The sequence below is a fragment of the Luteimonas campi genome, from assembly GCF_051162505.1.
GTDB lineage: Bacteria > Pseudomonadota > Gammaproteobacteria > Xanthomonadales > Xanthomonadaceae > Luteimonas.
The window spans coordinates 300,011-317,519 of record NZ_JBNWEM010000004.1; the positions used below are offsets into that span (position 1 = coordinate 300,011).

Below are 17,509 nucleotides of genomic sequence, written 5' to 3' on the forward strand. Positions count from 1 at the left end.
GGCGCGGGCGGCGTGAGGCGCCGCCCATCGCCCGGGGCCGCGGATGCATCCGCGGCCCTTCGCGTTATGCTCGCGCGCGGTGAGGGCAGGGCGATGATGGTGGGCTTGCGGATGCGGACGCGATGCTGAGCATCGGCGTAGTGGTGGTCGCGGCGCTGCTGTGGCTGGCGGTGCTGTTCGGCACCGCGGTCTACGCCGAGCGCCACACCGGCGTGCTGGCGCGGCACTGGAAGCATGTCTATGCGCTGTCGCTGGCGGTTCACTGTACCTCGTGGACGTTCTACGGCACCGTCACCCAGGCGGGGCGCTACGGCTGGCCGCTGCCGCCGACCTTCGTCGGCGCGATCGCCTTCTACGCGCTGGCGGTGTTCTTCCTGATCCGGCTGGTGCGGCTGGCGCGCGAGACCAACGCCACCTCGCTGGCGGACCTGATCGCCACCCGGCTCGGCAAGGATCCCTGGCTGGCCGCCACCGTCACCCTGGTCGCGGCGCTGGGCGTGATTCCCTACATCGCCCTGCAGCTGCAGGCGATCACCCAGAGTTTCGCCACGCTCACCGGCGGCGTCGACGCCGCGGCGGGCGCGCCTGCGCCCTGGCGCGACGGCGCGCTGTACGTGGCGCTGGCGATGGCGCTGTTCGCGATGCTGTTCGGCACGCGCCGGGCCAGCGCCATCGAGCACAACCGCGGGCTGGTGCTGGCGATCGCCTTCGAATCAGTGTTCAAGCTGCTGGCGATGCTGGCGCTGGGCGCCTTCGTCTGGCTGGGCCTCGACGGCCTGCGCATGGAGGCCGCGCCGTTGCCGTCGCCGCCGGCGGCGGGCGGGTTCGTGCCGCTGGTACTGCTCGGCGCGCTGGCGATGTTCGTCATGCCGCACCAGTTCCACGTCGGCGTGGTGGAATGCCGCGACGACCGCCATGTCCGCACCGCGCGCTGGCTGTTCCCGCTGTACCTGCTGCTGATCGCGATCCCGGCACTGCCGCTGGCGCGCGCCGGTGCGCAGTTGCTGGGCGACAGCGTGCCGTCGGACATGTATGCGCTGGCGCTGCCGCTGGTCGCAGGCAACGACGGCATCGCGCTGCTGGTCTTCCTCGGCGGGCTGAGCGCGGCCACGGGCATGGTCATCGTCGCCACGCTGACGCTCAGCCTGATGATCGGCAACCACTGGTTCGCGCCGGGCCTGCTGCGCGGCGCCTGGTCGCGCGGGCAGGCGGACGACCATCGCGGCGGGCTGCTGCTGCTGCGGCGCAGCGGCATCGTGGTGATCATGCTGCTGGGCTGGGCCTATGCGCGGATGGTGGGCGGGAACGAGGCGCTGGCGGACGTGGGCGCGGTCTCGTTCTCGGCGCTGGCGACGCTGACCCCGGCGCTCGCGTTCGCGGTCTGGCGCCCGCAGACGCCCGCGCGCGCGGCCGTGGCCGGCGTCGCGGCCGGTTTCGCGGCCTGGGCCTGGGTGATGCTGCCGCCGATGGTGGCGCCCGGCGATGCGTTCGTGCAGCACGGGCCGCTCGGCCTGGCCTGGCTGGCGCCCGAATCGCTGTTCGGCCTCACCGGCTGGAGCCGGCTGGGCAGGGCGGTGGGCGTCAGCCTGTTCGTCGGCACCGCCACCACGGCGCTGCTGGCGGGGATCGGCAGCGCACCGCACCGCAGCGAGGCGCGCGGGTCGGACCGGCAGACCCTGCGCAACGCCGGCCGCCGCTTCCTGCCCGCGCAGCGGGTGGACGAGCTGCTGCGCGGCGCGCCGCCGAGCGGCCCCGTGCCGGCCGCCATCGAGTCGGGACTGGAACGCGAACTGGCCGCGGTGCTCGGCAGCGCCTCGGCGCGGCTGCTGCTCGATGCCGCGCGACGCGAAGCCGGTCCGGACCTGGACACGGTCGCGGCCATCGTCGGCGAGGCCTCGCAGGACCTGCGCTTCAACCAGCGCGTGCTGGAAGCGGCGCTGGAGAACATGAGCCAGGGCATCAGCGTGGTCGACAGCGAGCTGCGCCTGGTCGCCTGGAACCGCCGCTACGCCGAACGCTTCGACTATCCGCCGCAGATGCTGCGGGTGGGCGTGCCGGTGGAACGCCTGGTGCGGCACAACCTCGCCAGCGGCCTGCTCGGGCCGGTGGACGTCGGGCGCGAGGTCGAACGGCGCCTGGCGCACATGCGCGCGGGCACGCCCTATGTCGCCGAACGGCGCTTCCCCGACGGCGCCGCGGTGGAGATCCGCGGCAACCCGATGCCCAACGGCGGCTTCGTGGCCACCTTCACCGACGTCACCGCGTTCCGCGTGGCCGAGGCCGGACTCAAGCGCGCCAACGAAACCCTGGAACAGCGCGTGGCCGAGCGCACCGCCAGCCTCGACCTGGCCCGGCGCGAGGCCGAGCGCGCCAACGATGCCAAGAGCCGCTTCCTCGCCGCCGTCGGCCACGACCTGCTGCAGCCGCTGCATGCCGCGCAGCTGTTCACCGAGTCGCTGGCGCAGCAGCTCGATGCCGGGCGCCGCGTCGCATTGCGCCAGGTGCAGGGCGCGCTCGACTCGACCGCCGGCCTGCTCACCGGCCTGTTCGACATGTCGCGGCTGGAAGCCGGCGGCCTGGTGCCGCAACCGCGCGCGTTTCCGCTATCCGAGGTGCTCGACCCGCTGGCGTCCGAGTTCCGCGCGCTGGCCGAGGCCGATGGGCTGGCCTTCCGCTACGTCGCGAGCGCGGCCTGGGTGCACGGCGATCCGCAGCTGCTGCGGCGGGTGCTGCAGAACTTCCTGGCCAACGCGGTGCGCTACACGCAGGCGGGCGGCGTGCTGCTGGGCCTGCGCCGCGACGGCGACGGCCTGCGCATCGAGGTGCACGACACCGGGCCAGGCATCGAGCCGGCGCAGCAGCAGCTGATCTTCGAGGAGTTCCGCCGTGGCGAGGGCGTGCCCGGACAGGGCCTGGGGCTGGGCCTGGCGATCGCCGATCGCATCGCGCGCCTGATGGAGGCACCGCTTGGGCTGCGCAGCCGCAGCGGCGCCGGCACGGTGTTCTCGCTGCGCCTCCCACGCGCGGTGCCGGTGCCGCGCGCCGACCCAGCCGGGACCCGCGCCGGACTGGCGGGTACACGCATCCTGATCGTGGACAACGACCCCGTGGCGCTGTCGTCGCTGCGTGCGCTGCTGGAAGGCTGGGGCTGCACGGTGGACGCCGCCTCCGACGGGGCCGGCGCCGAGGCGCTGATGCAGGCGCGCCCGGCCGCGCTGTGGCTGTTCGACTACCACCTCGACGACGGGGATACCGGCATTGCCGTGCACAGTCGCCTGGCGGGACGCTTCGGCCCGCGTCCCACCCTGGTCCTCAGCGCCGACGACAGTGGCGAGGTGCGCCGCAGCGCGCTGGAGTACGGCCTGTCCCTGCTGCAGAAGCCGGTGCGGCCGCTGGCGTTGAAATCGACCCTGGATCGCCTGCGCACGATGCGCCAGTCCTGATCCGTCGCGCCGCTCGCCGCGCGCAGTGTGCGTAGGCCGAGGCGCGTGTACCACACCGGCTGCTAGGCGCCTTGCGCCCGTGGGCGATGGCCCGTATTGCACATCGCGGCCTCGGCTGGGCGGCCCTCGCGCGGCCCGCCGCGACTACGCTCGCTGCATGCGATTGCTCCGAGCGGCAGTCGCGCGACCTGCCGGGCCGCGAGATCGCCCAAGCCTGGGCTGCGCACGCCAACGAGTTCGAACGCAAGGTGTCCACCGCGCTGGCGCGGGGTGGGTTGGCACGCGGCTGCCGCCTCTGGCGCTGGATCCGGCGCTGCGGGATCCGGCTTGCACGCGCACCGAAGGCTGCAGCCAACCCGCCCGCCCAGCTCGCTGCATCGCTGGGCGATCGGAGAGGGCAGGCGACCTGGGTTCTTCGCCGGCCGAGCACCCCCGAACTAGACGTGGCCGGCGTCGCCGCCGGATGGCGGGTCGACCCGCCGCGCCGTGCGCCGCTACCATGCGCGGCCCACGCCGCCGCACGGACCGCACGCATGCCCTACACCCCGATCGCCGCCACGCTCGGCTACGTCCTGTCGCCCGACCGCCGGCGGGTGCTGATGGTCCACCGCAACGCGCGTCCGGGCGACCAGCATCTGGGCAAGTACAACGGCCTGGGCGGCAAGCTCGAGGCCGACGAGGATGTGGTGGCCGGCATGCGCCGCGAGATCCGCGAGGAAGCGGGCATCGAGTGCGAGGAGTTGCACCTGCGCGGGACGATCAGCTGGCCCGGCTTCGGCAAGCATGGCGAGGACTGGCTCGGCTTCCTGTTCGTGATTACCCGCTATTCGGGCGAACCCTTCACGTCCAACCCGGAAGGCAGCCTGGAGTGGGTGGAGATCGAGCGCATCCTGGAGCTGCCGCTGTGGGAGGGCGACCGGCGCTTCCTGCCGCTGGTGTTCGACGAGGACCCGCGTGCCTTCCACGGGGTGATGCCGTACCGCGAAGGGCGCATGGTGTCCTGGAGTTTTTCCAGGATCTAGCCGCCGCGCGGCGACAGCGGCCGGCGATGGGCGCTTATGCCGCGCCCCTGTGCCATCGCCGCGCCAGCGTCGACGCGAATGCCCAGACCAGGGCGCCGGCCGTACTGGCGGCCAGCGACACGGTGAACACCAGCCACAGCGTGCCGCGCGTGCCGCTGAAGTTGAACTGCGGATTGCCGGCGAGCAGCAGCGAGAGCGGAAGCCAGGCCAGCGACGCCGATAGCAGGCCTGCGGTCACGCGCCGCAACACGGTGCCGCGCCTAGCCAGGAGCAGGGACGCGCCCGCAGGCGCGCACAGCGCGATCGCAGCCACGAGATTGCCTGCGGGCAGCGCGCTGGGCAGCGTCCCGGACAGCCAGCTCGCGCCCGAAAACAGGGTCAGCAGCGCGACTGTCGCGACGGCCAGCAGCAGCAAGGCGATCACGGCGCTCGCGATCCCTGCCTCCGGCCTGTCGACAGCGCGGGCGGCCGGCTGTGGGCCGCGCCGGGCGCGCCGCGGCGGACCGGTCAAGCTTCGGGCTCGGCCCAGACCGCGAACTCGCTGCCGCCGGGTTCGACGAAGTGGAAGCGGCGGCCGCCGGGAAAGGCGAAGATCGGCTTCACCACCTCGCCACCCGCGGCCACGACCTTGGCCAGCGTGTCCTCGAGCGCCTCGCTGTAGAACACGATCAGCGCACTGCCGCTGTCGGTGCGCGCAGCCAGGCTGGAAGCAAAGAAGCCCCCGTCCAGGCCTTCGCCGGAGAACGCCGTGTAATCGGGGCCATAGTCGACGAAGGTCCAGCCGAAGGCCTGCTGGAAGAAGCGCCTGGTCGCCGCGAGGTCGCGCGATGGCAGTTCGACGTAGTTGATTTTCTCGTGCTGCGACATCGCGATCTCCCGCCCCCGATCGCGCCGGGGATGGCGCGATGCGCCGCTCCTGGTGCGGCGCCGGCGATGATGCCACAGCGCATCGGAGCCTTCGCCGCCGGCGCGACGGCGGCGATGCGGCCACCAGCGGAAGATGCGGATGGCGCGCGGCCTCAGCGCATCGCCACCGCGCCGAACGGCTCGATGCGCACCGACTGCCCCGCCTCCACGCGTTCGCCGCCGCGCACCACCAGGCGGTCGCCGGGACGCACGTTGCCTTCGACTTCGACCAGGTCGCCGATCTCGGCTCCGGACACCACCGGCAGCCGGGTCGCCCGGTCGCCCGCGTCGATCCGCACCACGTAATCGCCTTCGCGACGCAGCACCAGCGCGTCGCGCGGCACCGCCACCACCGTACGCGGCGCGTCGCTGGGCAGGCCGACGCTGACCGCGGTGCCGACGGGCAGGGCGACATGCTCCATGGCCACCCGCAGTTCCAGCTGGCGCGAGGCGTCGTCGCCGATCGGCACCAGCGCGGTGACGCGCGCGCTGCGTTCCTCGTCGCCGCTTCGAACCTGTACGGCGGTGCCCGCCGCGACATGGCGCGCGAGCGCCACCGGCGCGCGCACCCGCACCTCCTGCGCGGCGGGATCGACCAGGCGCGCCACCGCGCCGCCTGCGGGCAGGTATTCGCCGGCCGCCATCATCCGATCGGCTACGAGGCCATCGAACGGCGCGCGGATCACCATCTGCGTGCGCTGGTGGCGCACCTGGGCCAGCTGCGCAGCGGTGGCGGCCAGTTGCTGCGCCAGCGTGTCGCGCTCGGCGCGCTGCTGTTCGTACTGCGCGCGGGCGATGCCGCGCTGCTCGGACAGCGCCGCATAGCGACGCTCCTGCGCCTGCGCAAGCTCCAGCTGCACGCGGATGCGCGCCAGGTCGGCGGCGCGTTCGCGCTCCTCGAGCCGCAGGGCGGTGTCGTCGAGCACGGCGATCGCCTCGCCCTTGCGCAGCGCAGTGCCGACTTCGGCGATGCGCAGCACGCGCCCCGCGACCTCGCCGGCCACGCGCGAGTCGTGGCGGCTGGCGACGCTGCCCGGCGCCCAGTGGCGTGGCGCGAACTCGGCGCTCACCGCGGGCGCCACGCTCACCGTTGCCGCGGGCGCTGCGGCTGGCGTGGGGGGATTGGCGCCGGCATCGCCGCGCAACATCAGCACGCCGATGGTGGCGAGGCTGGCGGTGGCGAACAGGCAGGCATGCAGCTTGCGCATCGGGGTTCTCCTTGGGGGAAAGGCTCAGGCCGCGGCCTGGGAAAGGGGAAGGGGCGTCGGGCGGCGCAGCACCAGGCCGTCGCCCAGCCGCATCAGCGCCGGCACCAGCACCACGGTGAACAGCAGGCTGAGCGCGACGCCGCCCACCGAAACCGCCGCCAGGCCGCGATAGATCACCGCGCCCGGGCCGGGATTGATCGCCATCGGCAAGGCGCCCAGCACGCCGGTGAGCGCTGCGATCAGGATCGGTCGTAGCCGCTGCTCCAGCGCCTGGCGCAGCGCCTCGTCCAGCGACGCGCCGCCGGCCTGCGCCTCGCGCGCCTGCGCCACCAGCAGGATGGCGTTGTTGATCACCATGCCCAGCAGCAGGATGAAGCCGATCATCGAGAGCAGGTCGAGCGTCTGCCCGGCGGCGAGGTCGAGCACGCGCAGTCCCGCGACGCCGCCGAGCAGGGCCAGCGGCAGGGTCGCCAGCACGAAGGCGCTGTCGCGCAGCGAACGGAACATCGCGGCCATCAGCATGAACAGCACCAGCAGCGCCAGGGCGAAGTTGGTGCCCATGCTGGCCACCACCTGGTCGAGCCGGTCGGCGCTCCCCGACACGCGCACCGCGGCGTCGGGCGGCAGCGCGGCCCGCAGCTGCGGCACGATCTCGTCATTGACCACGCGCAGCGCCGCCTCCAGCGACACCGCCACAGGCGGGTCGATGGTCAGGGTGATGGTGCGGCGCCGGTCGATGCGGCGCAGCCGGTTCGGGGCGATCACCGTATCGACCTGTGCGAGTTCGTCCAGGCCGAGCAGCCCGCCCTGCGGCGTGGCGAGCACCGCCGCGCCGATGGCCGAATCCGGGTCGCGCGCCGCGCGCAGGATGATGGCCAGGCGTCGGTCGCCATCGAAGTATTCGCCCAGCCACTGGCCGTCGCCAAGCGCGCGCACCACCGTGCCCAGGTCGCTGCGCTGCCAGCCGGCTTCGGCCAGGCGCCGGTCGTCCGGTGCGACGCGCAGTTCCGGGGTGCCGGGGTCGGCGTTCGGCCAGGCCTGCACGTTGGCCCCGGGGAAACGTTCGCCGAGCGCACGGCGGCCGGCTTCCGCCGCGCGCTGCAGCGCATCGCCGTCGCCATGTTGCAGGTGGATGGCGATGGCGCGTGGCGAGCCGCCGAAACCGCCGAACAACTCGCCCTCCTGGGCGAAGGCGCGGGTGTCGGGCAGGCCGGCCACCACCTCGTCGCGCACGATGCGTTCCAGTTCGCCGATGTCGTCCGGATCGACCACGCGCGCGCCCAGCGACCCGCCGCCCGGCCACAGGTTGATGTACCAGTTGCTCAGCTGCGGCCGCTTCTCGCCCTCCATGTAGGGCCGCATCCGCGCCAGCAGCACCGGCACGATCTCGGCGTCGATGCGCGCCGGACTCATGCCGGGCGGAAAGGTGAAACTGGCGTCCACCGCCGCCCGCTTGACCGGCGGCAGGTAGTCGATCTGCGGCATCAGCAGCACCGCCAGCAGCGCAGGCGCCAGCACCAGCGCGCCGACCCAGGCCAGCTGCCGCGTGCGCGTGCGCGTGGTGCGCATCGCCCAGTCGCCCACGCGCGCCCAGCGCGGGTGGCGCGCCGCGCCCACGGGCGCGCGCAGCCAGTTGCCGGCCGCCGCCGGCAGCACCGTCACCGCCACCAGCAGCGAGATGCCCACGGCGATCGAGATGGTCAGCGCCAGGTCGGCGAACAGCTGGCCTTCCACGTCCTCCATGAAGATCACCGGCAGGAACACCGCCACCGTCGTTATCGTGGAGGCGACCAGCGCACCGCCGACCTGGCGCGTGCCCTCCAGCGCCGCCCGCGCGGCGGGCATGCCGGTTTCGCGCAGGCGCAGGATGTTCTCGGCCACCACCACCGCCGCGTCCATGACCATGCCCACCGCGAAGGCCAGGCCGGCCAGCGAGATCACGTTGAGGCTGCGGCCGGTGAGCTGCAGCACGATGAAGGTGGCCAGCAGCGAGATCGGGATCGCGCAGGCGATCAGCGCGGTGGCGCGCACGTCGCGCAGGAACCACCACAGGCAGCCCACCGCCAGCAGCACGCCCACGGTGAGGCTGCCGCCCAGCAGGCCCAGCGCCCGGGTGATGAATACCGAGGCATCGAAGCTCTGCGCGATGTCCAGGCCCAGCGGCAGCAGTTCGTCCTCGCGCAGCTCGGCGACCACGCGCTTCACCTCCTCCAGCGTGGCCAGCACGTTGGCATCGTGCGTGCGCAGGATGCGCAGGCCGATCGCCGGATTGCCGTTCTGGTAGGCGAAGAAGCGCTGTTCCGGCCGCTTCACTTCCACCGTGGCCACGTCCGCCAGCCGCACCGGGCGGCCCTCGCGCCAGGCCAGCACCAGCTCGCCCATGGCCTCGGGCGAATAGCGGCCGGCGAAGCGCAGCACGTACTCGCGACGGCCCGCTTCGACCACGCCGCCGGACACGTCGGTGGCGCGCGCGGCCACGGCGGCGACATCGGGAATGCGGATGTCCAGCGCCGCGGCCCGCGCCAGGTCCACGGTGATGGCCAGCTCTTCGATCGCGCCGCCGTTGATTTCCACCCCGGCCACGCCGTCCACCGAGGTCAGCCGCGGCACGATGCGGTCATCGATCAGCTGGCGATAGTCGAGGATGCTGCCGGAGGCGCCGGGCAGCTTCTGCACGAAGAAGTAGGTGAGCGAGTTGTTGGCGTTGTCGGCACCGGCCTGCACCACCGGCGGGTTGGCGTCGCGCGGCAATGGCGGCAGCCGGTTCATGCGCGCCAGCACCTCCACCAGCATCGCGTCCATGTCGCTGCCCACGGCGAAGGCGAGGTTGATCGCGCTGAAGCCGGGATTGACGTTGGAGGCCACTTCCTCGAGCCCCGGCAGGCCCTGCAGCACGGTTTCGATCGGCTCGACGATCTCCGATTCCATCTCCTGCGGCGATGCCGCGCGCCAGGTGGTGACGATCGACATCTGCGGGCGTTCGATGTCCGGAAACAGCTGCAGCGGCAGCTTGCCCAGGCTGAGCAGGCCGAAGGCGCAGACCAGCGCGACCACCACGGCGACGGCGGCCGGATTGCGCAGGGAGGCGTCGGTGAGCTTCATCGGAGCGGCCGGAAAGGGGAGCGTAGGGCGCACGATGCGCGCGACGCCGGGCGCGGCGATGGCCCACAAGTCACGCGGTGGCCGCGGTTGCGGCGAAGCGTGGTGCGGCCGCGTCGAAGCGTTGCGCCGCGCGATGCGATGTTGCGGAGCCGGGCGGGCCGCTTTGCGCGATCCGGCGCTTCCGCTGTCGCGGTGCGCCGCGCAGGGGCGGCGACCGGCGGCTCAGGTCGGCAAGGCAGCCGTCACACGAGGATCGACAGCTTGTCCCGGTGCGTACGCGACAGCTTGAGTTCCTGCCCGCAGTCCAGCTGCAGGAAGCTCTCGCCATTGGTGTGCGGGCGCAGCGCCACCACCCGCGCCGCATTGACGATCGTGGAGCGGTGGATGCGCGGAAAGCGGCGCGGATCGAGCTGACGTTCCATCTCGCGCATGGTCGCGCGCAGGATCAGCGTGTCGCCCGCGCCGCCGTCGCCGTCCACGTGGATGCACATGTAGTCGCCCGCGGCATCGATCCAGCGGATGCTGCGCAGGTCCACGCGCAGGGTGCGCTGGCCGTCGCGCACGTTCAGCCGCTCGTCGCGGCGAAGCTGTTCGGCCGCGTCCGGGCGCAAGGCCTCGTCCAGGCGCAGCGGCGGGCGCCCGCTCAGCTCGCCCAGCAGGCCCAGCAACTGCCCGCAGTGGGCGCCGGCCTCGCGCTGCATGCGCGCGCAGCGCACCCGCGCCAGCGCCTGCGCCAGGCGTCCGTCCTCCACCGGCTTGAGCAGGTAGTCGGTGGCCGAAGCCTCGAAGGCGCGGATCGCGTAATGGTCGAAGGCGGTGACGAACACCACCAGCGGCATTTCGCTGGCGGGAATCCGGCGCAGGGTCTCGAAGCCGTCGGCACCGGGCATCTGCACGTCCAGGAACATCAGGTCGGGACGGTCGTCGCGCAGCGCCGCGACCGCCGAGGCCCCGTCGCCGTACTGGGCCACGATCTGCACGTCGGCAAAGGCCTGCAGCCGGATCTCCAGGCCGCGCCGCGCCAGCGGCTCGTCGTCGACGATGACGGTACGCAGCTGCTGCGTCGGGGCGGGGACAGGGGTGTCGACGGAAGCGGCGGCGTCCATCTCAATCTCCGGCGGTCTGGCTGGTCTCGAACGGCAGGCGCAGCGTCACCTCGATGCCCGGCGCCAGGTTGCGCACCCGGAACGCACCGCGCTCGCCATACAGCACCGCCAGCCGCTCACGGGTGTTGCGCAGGCCCACGCCCTTGCCGGGCGGCAGGCAATCGCCCTCGAGGCTGCCGCAGCCGGGGCCGTCGTCGATCACCCTGAGCACCAGCTGCGCATCCTCGCGGCGCGCCTCGATGCGCAGCGTGCCGCCGGCCACCTGCCGCGCCACCGCGTACTTGATGGCGTTCTCGACCAGCGGCTGCAGCAGCAGGCTGGGCAGCAGCGCACGCCAGCAGTCCTCGTCGATGTCGGTTTCCACCCGCAGCCGCTCGGCGAAGCGGATCTTCTCGATATCCAGGTACAGCGTCAGCGCATCCAGTTCCTGGCGCAGCGTCACCCGCTGCATCGGGTCGCTGTCGAGGGAATGGCGCAGGAACGCCGACAATCCCTGCACCATCCGGTTGGCGGTGCCGTTGTCGCGGTCCAACACCAGGGTCGAGATCGCGTTGAGCGTGTTGAACAGGAAGTGCGGGTTGAGCTGGTAGCGCAGCATCTTCAGCTGCGCCTGGTGGGCCATGCTGCGCGCGGCCAGCGAGCGCTCGGTCTCGTTCTGCAGCTGCCGGTAGTACTTGATGCCGAAGTACAGGCCCACCCAGGCCAGCACCACGTAGATGTAGCCCAGCGAATAAGCGACGAACGCCATGCGGTTGCGCGGCTTGCAGGTATCGCAGAACTCCACCAGCGCCTCGCGCGTCGCGAAGTCCATCAATGCCGAACTCAGCAGGATCGGCACGGCCATCGCCAGCAGCAGCCGCTTCGGCGGCAGGCCCCAGCAGGCGCGCAGCAGCATGCGCAGGCCCAGGGTGACCAGGGCGCCAGTGCTGGCCGCGGTCAGCGGCACCACCCAGTAGCCGGCCGGCTTGTCGTGGGCCACCGCGGCCAGCCAGCCCTGCGCGAAGTAGGCGGTCCAGCCGCCCAGGTGCAGCAGCCAGAACAGCTGCCGACGGGGAAGCTCGAACGGGCGGGACAGGACGATGGACATCGGCGGCGTCCGCATGCAATGCCGTGCATGCTACTCCCGCGCCCGGCCCGCGCGGCACGGCCTGGCGCGGGCGGGGCACGCTTCGTCGCGCCAGTGCCCCGGGCGACTTGCGCTTGTCGCCCCCGGAGCAGGCGACCGGGGGCGGGGGGCTCACATCTGGCCGGCGGCACCCAGCATGCCGGCAAACACCGCCAGGCCGATGAAATAGACGAACGGCGACACCAGCAGCGACGCCAGCAACTGCCACAGCCCCGCGATGGCACCCAGCTTCGCCATCGCCACGATGGCCAGGATGAAGGCCACCAGATTGAGCGGCCAGCCGAGGAACAGGCCGATGCCCGGGAACGGCACGATGAATGTCACCCAGGCGATGGCAAGGCAGATCCATGCCGCGCGACCTGCAGAGTTGTCCTGACGTACTGCTTCAGTTGCCGATGTCCCCATGATTCCCCCAGTGTGCGATGTGCCGATGCATGGACCCACGGGACGCGGATGTGGCTGCGTTTGGCGGGTGCTGCGCGTGCCGAAGTGGCAGGCACATGATCGGCCGGCGAGCCGGAAAACTGAACCCTGCCGACGGAGGCCGGACCGTTGCGTGGGACGTACGCGAGGCGCATGCGCCGGCTTTGCGCGCTACAGGAGCCGCTTCAGCCCGCGAGCGGGACATTCGGCTTGCAGACCATCCCGCTGCTGGCCCCGGCCCGGGAGCCCGGCAGCGACGCGGGCGAGGAGCGTCAGCGCGCCGTCGCCGGCCTGATCATCGCGACGACCTGCAGCCCGCGGGACAGATAAGCTGCCAGGCGGCCGGCCAGCGCGGGCGGCAGGTCCTGGCCGGCGGGCTGGAAACCTGCCTGCCGATAGAAGCCGGTGAGATGGCTGTACGGCAGGCAGCAGCACCCTCTGTCGCCGATCTCGCGGCCCAGCCGCTGCAGGATCAGACTGCCGATGCCGCATCTCTGCCAGCGCGGGTCCACCTGCATGCCGCGCAGCCACAGCAGGTCGCCCTCCTGGCACAGGCGGCCGATGCCGGCCACCTGTTCCTCGAGCATCGCGAGCACGACAAAATCCGAAGGCTCGATCGCCGCGCCCCCCCGTAGCCGCGTGCATCGTAGAACCGCTGCGCCGCCGCGCGCTCGCCCGTCGCCACCTGGATCCGGAGGCCGGGCAGGGAAGGGGGGCGGGCGCCCACGGGCGGCCTCAGGCGGGCCCGCCTGCCGGCCCCGGGCCGGCCTTGCCCGCCGGGGTCACGAACTCCGTCTCCGCGTGCTGCCGCTCGAACGTGACATTGACCGTCCGCCCGACCGCGCGCGTGCCGTGGACCGTTCCCGCCGGCACGACCAGGCACTGCCATTCACGCAGGACCGCCTCGGCACCATCCTCGAACTCGATGCGCAGTTCGCCCTCCACCACGAGGAACAGTTCGTCGCTGCCCGGATGACGATGCCAGCGATACTCGCCCTCGAACACGGACAGCCGCATGCAGTCGCCGTTGACATCGAGCACCACCTGGTTGCTGTACGTCCCGCGTGCGGCGTGCTGCAACGCGTGCAGGTCGACGACGGCCAGCGCCGGGAAGCGGGCCCGCTCGGCCGCGTACTGTTCGCTTGAAGGCAGTTCACGTGTCATGGCGTCACCGGTGCTGGAAGCCCATCAGGCGATACTGCGCCGGCCTTGCCGCAGTGCAAGGCCCGGCATGGCCACCGGCTAGGTCTGTGCCAGCATGAGCACATAGCCATCGGGATCCTCCAGGCGGCACTCGCCGCCGGGCATGTAGAACGGATGCGAGATTTCGCCCGGCGCATGGCCGCGCTCGACGAGGGCGGCGCGTGCCTGTTCGATATCGTCGAAATAAAGATAGAAGAGGATCGCCTGCCGCGACGCGTCGACCGGCGCATCCGCCAGCCCGATCATCAGATTGGCGCTGCCGCTTTCCAGCCATGCCCACACAGGCGCGGATTCGCCCTGCGGCACGACCGTGTTGGCGACGCTGAAACCGAGATCCGTATAGAAATCGATGCTGCGCTGCACGCTGGCGACATGTGCGAACGCGACGAGCGATCGTGTGTGGGCTGTCATGGCGGTGGCCTTCGGATTGATGCCGAGCTTCATTCTGCCTTGCTGGTCGCCTCTCCGAACCTTCGATGGGGGATCGGCTACTTCCTGCTGGATCACCTTAGGCGGGGCTCGTTTGCTGTCTTCATGAGATTCTCATGCAAGTCCAGCAGCCTGCATCTGAACAAGGCGAAGTCGCTGGGTGACTATGGCCGACTACTGATTGCTCAGATCGTACTCCTGGCGAATCTTCAACGGCCGATCGGCGCGGGACGGGTCGGGCGGGAATCTGGTAAGCAATCCGGCCGCAAGGGCACGTTCCTTCATACGGATGCCTGCACCTTCGGCGCTCTCCACCTCCACTTCGCTGACGGCGCCGGCCGGATCAACGTGCATCACCCAGACAAGGCGGCCGACGTACTCGGCAGCCGGGATACTCGCGTCATAGTTGGGGCGGCCCAGCACATACGGGCGCGATCCTTGCGCATGGAATGGCGCTTCGTCCAGCGTTCTTGCCACCTCGATTTCCTTTGCCCCGGCCAGCGTCTGGTTGACGTAAGCGTTGAACCTCCACTGGCCGAGCGCGCCCGTCGTGCCGAGGGCCGCCTTGAAGCAACGCTTTGAGCCCTGAAAGTTGTCATGGACCTGTCTGCTTACAATCTGGCCAGCCGCATCCAGGACTTCGATCGCCAAGGTGTCGTTCTCGCGCCAATCGGTCATGGCTACCACGCAGACGCGATGATCTTCCGCGGTCTCCAAAGTGAAACCATAGGCTTCAGCCCGGGCCAACGCACCTTTTACGGCCGGCTCCCACAGAAACTCGAGGTAGACCTGGTCTGCCGCCCGGGCTGTACCCAACAGTGCGGAGCATGCCAGCGCAGCAAGCAGCAGGGCGTAGATCGTCGTCTTCATCGAACACTCCGGAATCTTGGAAGTCGGCCGCAACCCGGCGCGGACATTCACGGGCTGTACCCGTAGGATGGTGGGCCCTCGGCGTACTGGGGAAGGTCGTCCGCGATCTTCAGCCATGGCTGCTTGGATGACACCCAGAAATGCATGTCAGGTTTGAATAGTGACGGCTCGTCGAGGCTGCCAGCCGTCAAGCCGATGACGCTAGCAGAAACGCGCCGGGAGAATACGCTCGAGCCACAGCGCGAGCAGAAGCCACGCTCAAGAGCTTCCGAGGACTGAAATATGCCAACGGGCCCGGAAATTCGAACGTGCTCGATGCGCATCAGTACGCGGGCGTTGAACGCAGCGCCGATCACCTTCTGGCATGCGCGGCAGTGGCACACCCTCTGATTCACCGGGTCCGCGGTTGTTTCGTAGCGGACGGCGCCACACAAGCAGCCGCCATGGAATGTGGTCATCCGATAGCTCCTTCAGGGCAGCCTGACGCCATATGTCTTGAATCTTACCTGGCCTAGGAATCGAGCGTCCGGAGTACGCGTCCGATAACGCTGGTGCCAACGCGACCGTGGGTAGTCGAGCTCGACGCTGGCGGCCGGGTCCGCCAGCGTCGGAACCTGAAGCGTGAGGCCTTTGCCGCCTGGCTGGCCCAGTAGCCGCCCGGCACCATCGTGGCCATGGAAGCCTGCAGCAGCGCCTGCCACTGGGCCCGTCGCTGCCTCGAACATGGGCTGCTGCGGCTGATGGCGGCGCAGTTCGTCAAACCGTTCCGCAAGTCGCAGGCCAACAAGAACGACCGTAACGACGCCGAAGCGATCGCCACCGCCGCGCGGCAGAGCAACATGCGCTTCGTGACGGTGAAGTCGGTGGAGCAGCAGGCGCGGTTGAGCTGGCATCGGGTGCGCGAAGGCTACAAGGCCGAAGGCCTGGCCATCAGCAATCGCCTGCGCGGCCTGCTGGCCGAGTTCGGCGTGGTGGTGGCGCGCAGCGACCAGGCCGTTAGGCCGCACCTGAATCGCCCAGGGTTTCGTAGACACCTACGAGCCGTTTGATCGCTGCTTCTCGAACTGTACCGGTGAGACGCCACCGCTGGAACCATGCCGGCGCTTGGCGTTGTAGAACATCTCGATGTAATCGAAGACATCGGCTCGGGCCTGGGCGTGGTCGATGTAGATCCTTCGCTTGATCCGCTCACGCTTGAGCAATTGAAAAGAGCTCTCTGCGACCGCGTTGTCTTGGCAGTTGCCCCTCCTGCTCATGCTGCAGACGATCCCGTGCGCCTTCAGGAACGACTGCCACTCCTCGCTCGTGAACTGCGTGCCCTGGTCGGAGTGGAGCAGCAGGCCAGGCTGTGGCTTGCGTCTCCATACCGCAGCAAGCAGCGCCTGCAGCACAACATCCGTGTGTTGGGTCGAGCGCATCGACCAGCCGACGACCTGGCGGGAGAACAGGTCGATCACCAAGGCCAGGAACAGCCAACCCGCATGCGTGCGGATGTAGGTGATATCTGTCACCCATGCCTGGTTCGGCGCTTTCGGCGAGAAATCGCGATCCAGAATGTTGGCCGCCACTTGGGCCACCTCCCCAACGCGCGGCCTGGGCTTGCGTCGGTAGCCGACCATGGCCCGAAGTCCTTCTTCCTTCATCAGGCGACCGACCCGGTGCCGGCTGCACATTTCGCCCTGGTCGCGCAGGTCCAGCGTGACCTTGCGATGGCCGTAGACCCCGCCGCTCTCCAGCCACGCCTGTTTGATCGGACCCAGCAAGCGCTGATCTTCCTTGGCTCTCTCGCTGAGCGGTGCCTTCCGCCAGGCGTAGTAGCCGCTGCGGTGAACGCCCAGCACACGGCACATCGCCGCCAACCGAAACTCGCGTGTGTGGTCCTGCATGAACGCGTACTTCACCCGGACGTCTTGGCAAAGTACGCGGCGGCCTTTTTTAGGATGTCCCGCTCCTCCGTCACCCGGCGAAGCTCGGCCTTCAGGCGACGCACCCTCAGCGCTCTGTTCGACCTCCGGCGACGCAGCCCCGACCCTGGGGCTCCCGAACTTCCGGATCCAGCTGTAGAGGCTGTACGTCGTGATCCCGAGACGCGTGGCGACTTCGGCCACGCGATGACCGCGCTCGGTGACCTGACGCACTGCTTCAATCTTGAACTCGTCTGTGTATCGCTTCCCGCTCATTGGCACCTCCTGCGTGGCCATTGTGGATGGCTCCGAGGTGTCTACAAAAGGCTGGGCGATTCATTGTTAGGGCTCATGCTACGTGCCCCGGCTAACGCTCCACCAGAGCAGACTAAGTAACAGCACAAGGAAGGCGGAGGCATATATGTAGACGAGTAAGAGAGTGCGCTGACCCAGAGCCTTAAGGGCGGGCACCGACAGCTGCCGAAAGCGGCGCTGCTGGAGATAGGACATTTGTGCCGGTGGCAGCGGCCCGTACTGGCCAAAGAATGGCCAACGAGTTAGATGGGCCTGAGCGGGGTCTATTGCGGCGATGGCAGCAAATAGGCGCCTTGAGGATCGCCAGAGAAGTATCGACGCCATCGCCACCACGACGAAGGTGACAACTGCAGTGGCGAGCGCGATGTTGCTGCCCATGAGCCCTAACACCTTATGTCTTGAGTTTCCCCTAGCCTAAGAGCCGAGAGCCCGACGTGCGCGCCCGATAACGC

General features: G+C 70.2%; 15 protein-coding genes and 1 pseudogene. 3 read left to right on the forward strand and 13 right to left on the reverse strand.

What is annotated here, in order from left to right; genetic code table 11:
• Positions 1-122: 122 nt before the first annotated feature.
• Both ACQYVW_RS13975 and ACQYVW_RS13980 read left to right on the forward strand, forming a co-directional pair.
• A complete protein-coding gene (locus ACQYVW_RS13975) occupies positions 123-3,443 on the forward strand; it encodes a hybrid sensor histidine kinase/response regulator (protein ID WP_434947410.1) in 3,321 nt (1,106 codons plus the stop codon).
• A 533-nt stretch (positions 3,444-3,976) separates the two neighbouring features.
• Entirely contained in the window at positions 3,977-4,465 is a 489-nt protein-coding gene (locus ACQYVW_RS13980; RefSeq protein WP_434936667.1) for an NUDIX hydrolase, read from the forward strand.
• 34 nt (positions 4,466-4,499) lie between these two features.
• Here the strand turns inward: ACQYVW_RS13980 and ACQYVW_RS13985 are convergent, their stop codons facing one another.
• From ACQYVW_RS13985 to ACQYVW_RS14040, 12 genes are all read right to left on the reverse strand, one after another.
• Positions 4,500-4,889 carry a hypothetical protein gene (locus ACQYVW_RS13985; RefSeq protein ID WP_434936665.1) on the reverse strand — a complete coding sequence of 130 codons (390 nt, stop codon included), beginning with the start codon at positions 4,887-4,889 and terminating at the stop codon, positions 4,500-4,502.
• Between the two features lie 83 nt (positions 4,890-4,972).
• On the reverse strand, positions 4,973-5,332 hold the full coding sequence (locus tag ACQYVW_RS13990; protein ID WP_434936663.1) for a VOC family protein: 360 nt from the start codon (positions 5,330-5,332) through the stop codon (positions 4,973-4,975).
• A gap of 152 nt (positions 5,333-5,484) precedes the next feature.
• On the reverse strand, positions 5,485-6,579 hold the full coding sequence (locus ACQYVW_RS13995) for an efflux RND transporter periplasmic adaptor subunit (RefSeq protein WP_434947411.1): 1,095 nt from the start codon (positions 6,577-6,579) through the stop codon (positions 5,485-5,487).
• Positions 6,580-6,603: 24 nt separating this feature from the next.
• Positions 6,604-9,681 carry an efflux RND transporter permease subunit gene (locus ACQYVW_RS14000; protein ID WP_434947412.1) on the reverse strand — a complete coding sequence of 1,026 codons (3,078 nt, stop codon included), beginning with the start codon at positions 9,679-9,681 and terminating at the stop codon, positions 6,604-6,606.
• 242 nt (positions 9,682-9,923) lie between these two features.
• Positions 9,924-10,787, reverse strand: a complete 864-nt coding sequence (locus ACQYVW_RS14005) for a LytR/AlgR family response regulator transcription factor (RefSeq protein ID WP_434934245.1) — start codon at positions 10,785-10,787, stop codon at positions 9,924-9,926.
• A 1-nt stretch (position 10,788) separates the two neighbouring features.
• Entirely contained in the window at positions 10,789-11,874 is a 1,086-nt protein-coding gene (locus tag ACQYVW_RS14010) for a sensor histidine kinase (RefSeq protein WP_434934244.1), read from the reverse strand.
• Between the two features lie 150 nt (positions 11,875-12,024).
• Entirely contained in the window at positions 12,025-12,318 is a 294-nt protein-coding gene (locus ACQYVW_RS14015) for a hypothetical protein (RefSeq protein ID WP_434934243.1), read from the reverse strand.
• 290 nt (positions 12,319-12,608) lie between these two features.
• Complete coding sequence (locus ACQYVW_RS14020; protein WP_434934248.1) at positions 12,609-12,953, reverse strand: GNAT family N-acetyltransferase; 345 nt, start codon at positions 12,951-12,953, stop codon at positions 12,609-12,611.
• A gap of 118 nt (positions 12,954-13,071) precedes the next feature.
• On the reverse strand, positions 13,072-13,500 hold the full coding sequence (locus ACQYVW_RS14025; RefSeq protein WP_434934242.1) for a cupin domain-containing protein: 429 nt from the start codon (positions 13,498-13,500) through the stop codon (positions 13,072-13,074).
• A gap of 78 nt (positions 13,501-13,578) precedes the next feature.
• Positions 13,579-13,983, reverse strand: a complete 405-nt coding sequence (locus tag ACQYVW_RS14030) for a VOC family protein (protein WP_434934241.1) — start codon at positions 13,981-13,983, stop codon at positions 13,579-13,581.
• 159 nt (positions 13,984-14,142) lie between these two features.
• The gene (locus ACQYVW_RS14035; RefSeq protein ID WP_434947413.1) at positions 14,143-14,838 is read right to left on the reverse strand and encodes a hypothetical protein; all 696 of its coding nucleotides are present in this window, start codon (positions 14,836-14,838) and stop codon (positions 14,143-14,145) included.
• Between the two features lie 47 nt (positions 14,839-14,885).
• Positions 14,886-15,296 carry a GFA family protein gene (locus tag ACQYVW_RS14040; protein ID WP_434934239.1) on the reverse strand — a complete coding sequence of 137 codons (411 nt, stop codon included), beginning with the start codon at positions 15,294-15,296 and terminating at the stop codon, positions 14,886-14,888.
• Positions 15,297-15,380: 84 nt separating this feature from the next.
• On the opposite strand from ACQYVW_RS14040, the pseudogene ACQYVW_RS14045 reads away from it, so the two are divergent.
• Positions 15,381-15,884: pseudogene (locus ACQYVW_RS14045) on the forward strand (IS110 family transposase); the annotation flags it as partial.
• On the opposite strand, the gene ACQYVW_RS14050 reads toward ACQYVW_RS14045, so the two are convergent.
• The gene (locus tag ACQYVW_RS14050; protein ID WP_434947414.1) at positions 15,873-17,039 is read right to left on the reverse strand and encodes an IS3 family transposase; all 1,167 of its coding nucleotides are present in this window, start codon (positions 17,037-17,039) and stop codon (positions 15,873-15,875) included. The pseudogene ACQYVW_RS14045 and the gene ACQYVW_RS14050 overlap by 12 nt on opposite strands.
• Positions 17,040-17,509: the final 470 nt, after the last annotated feature.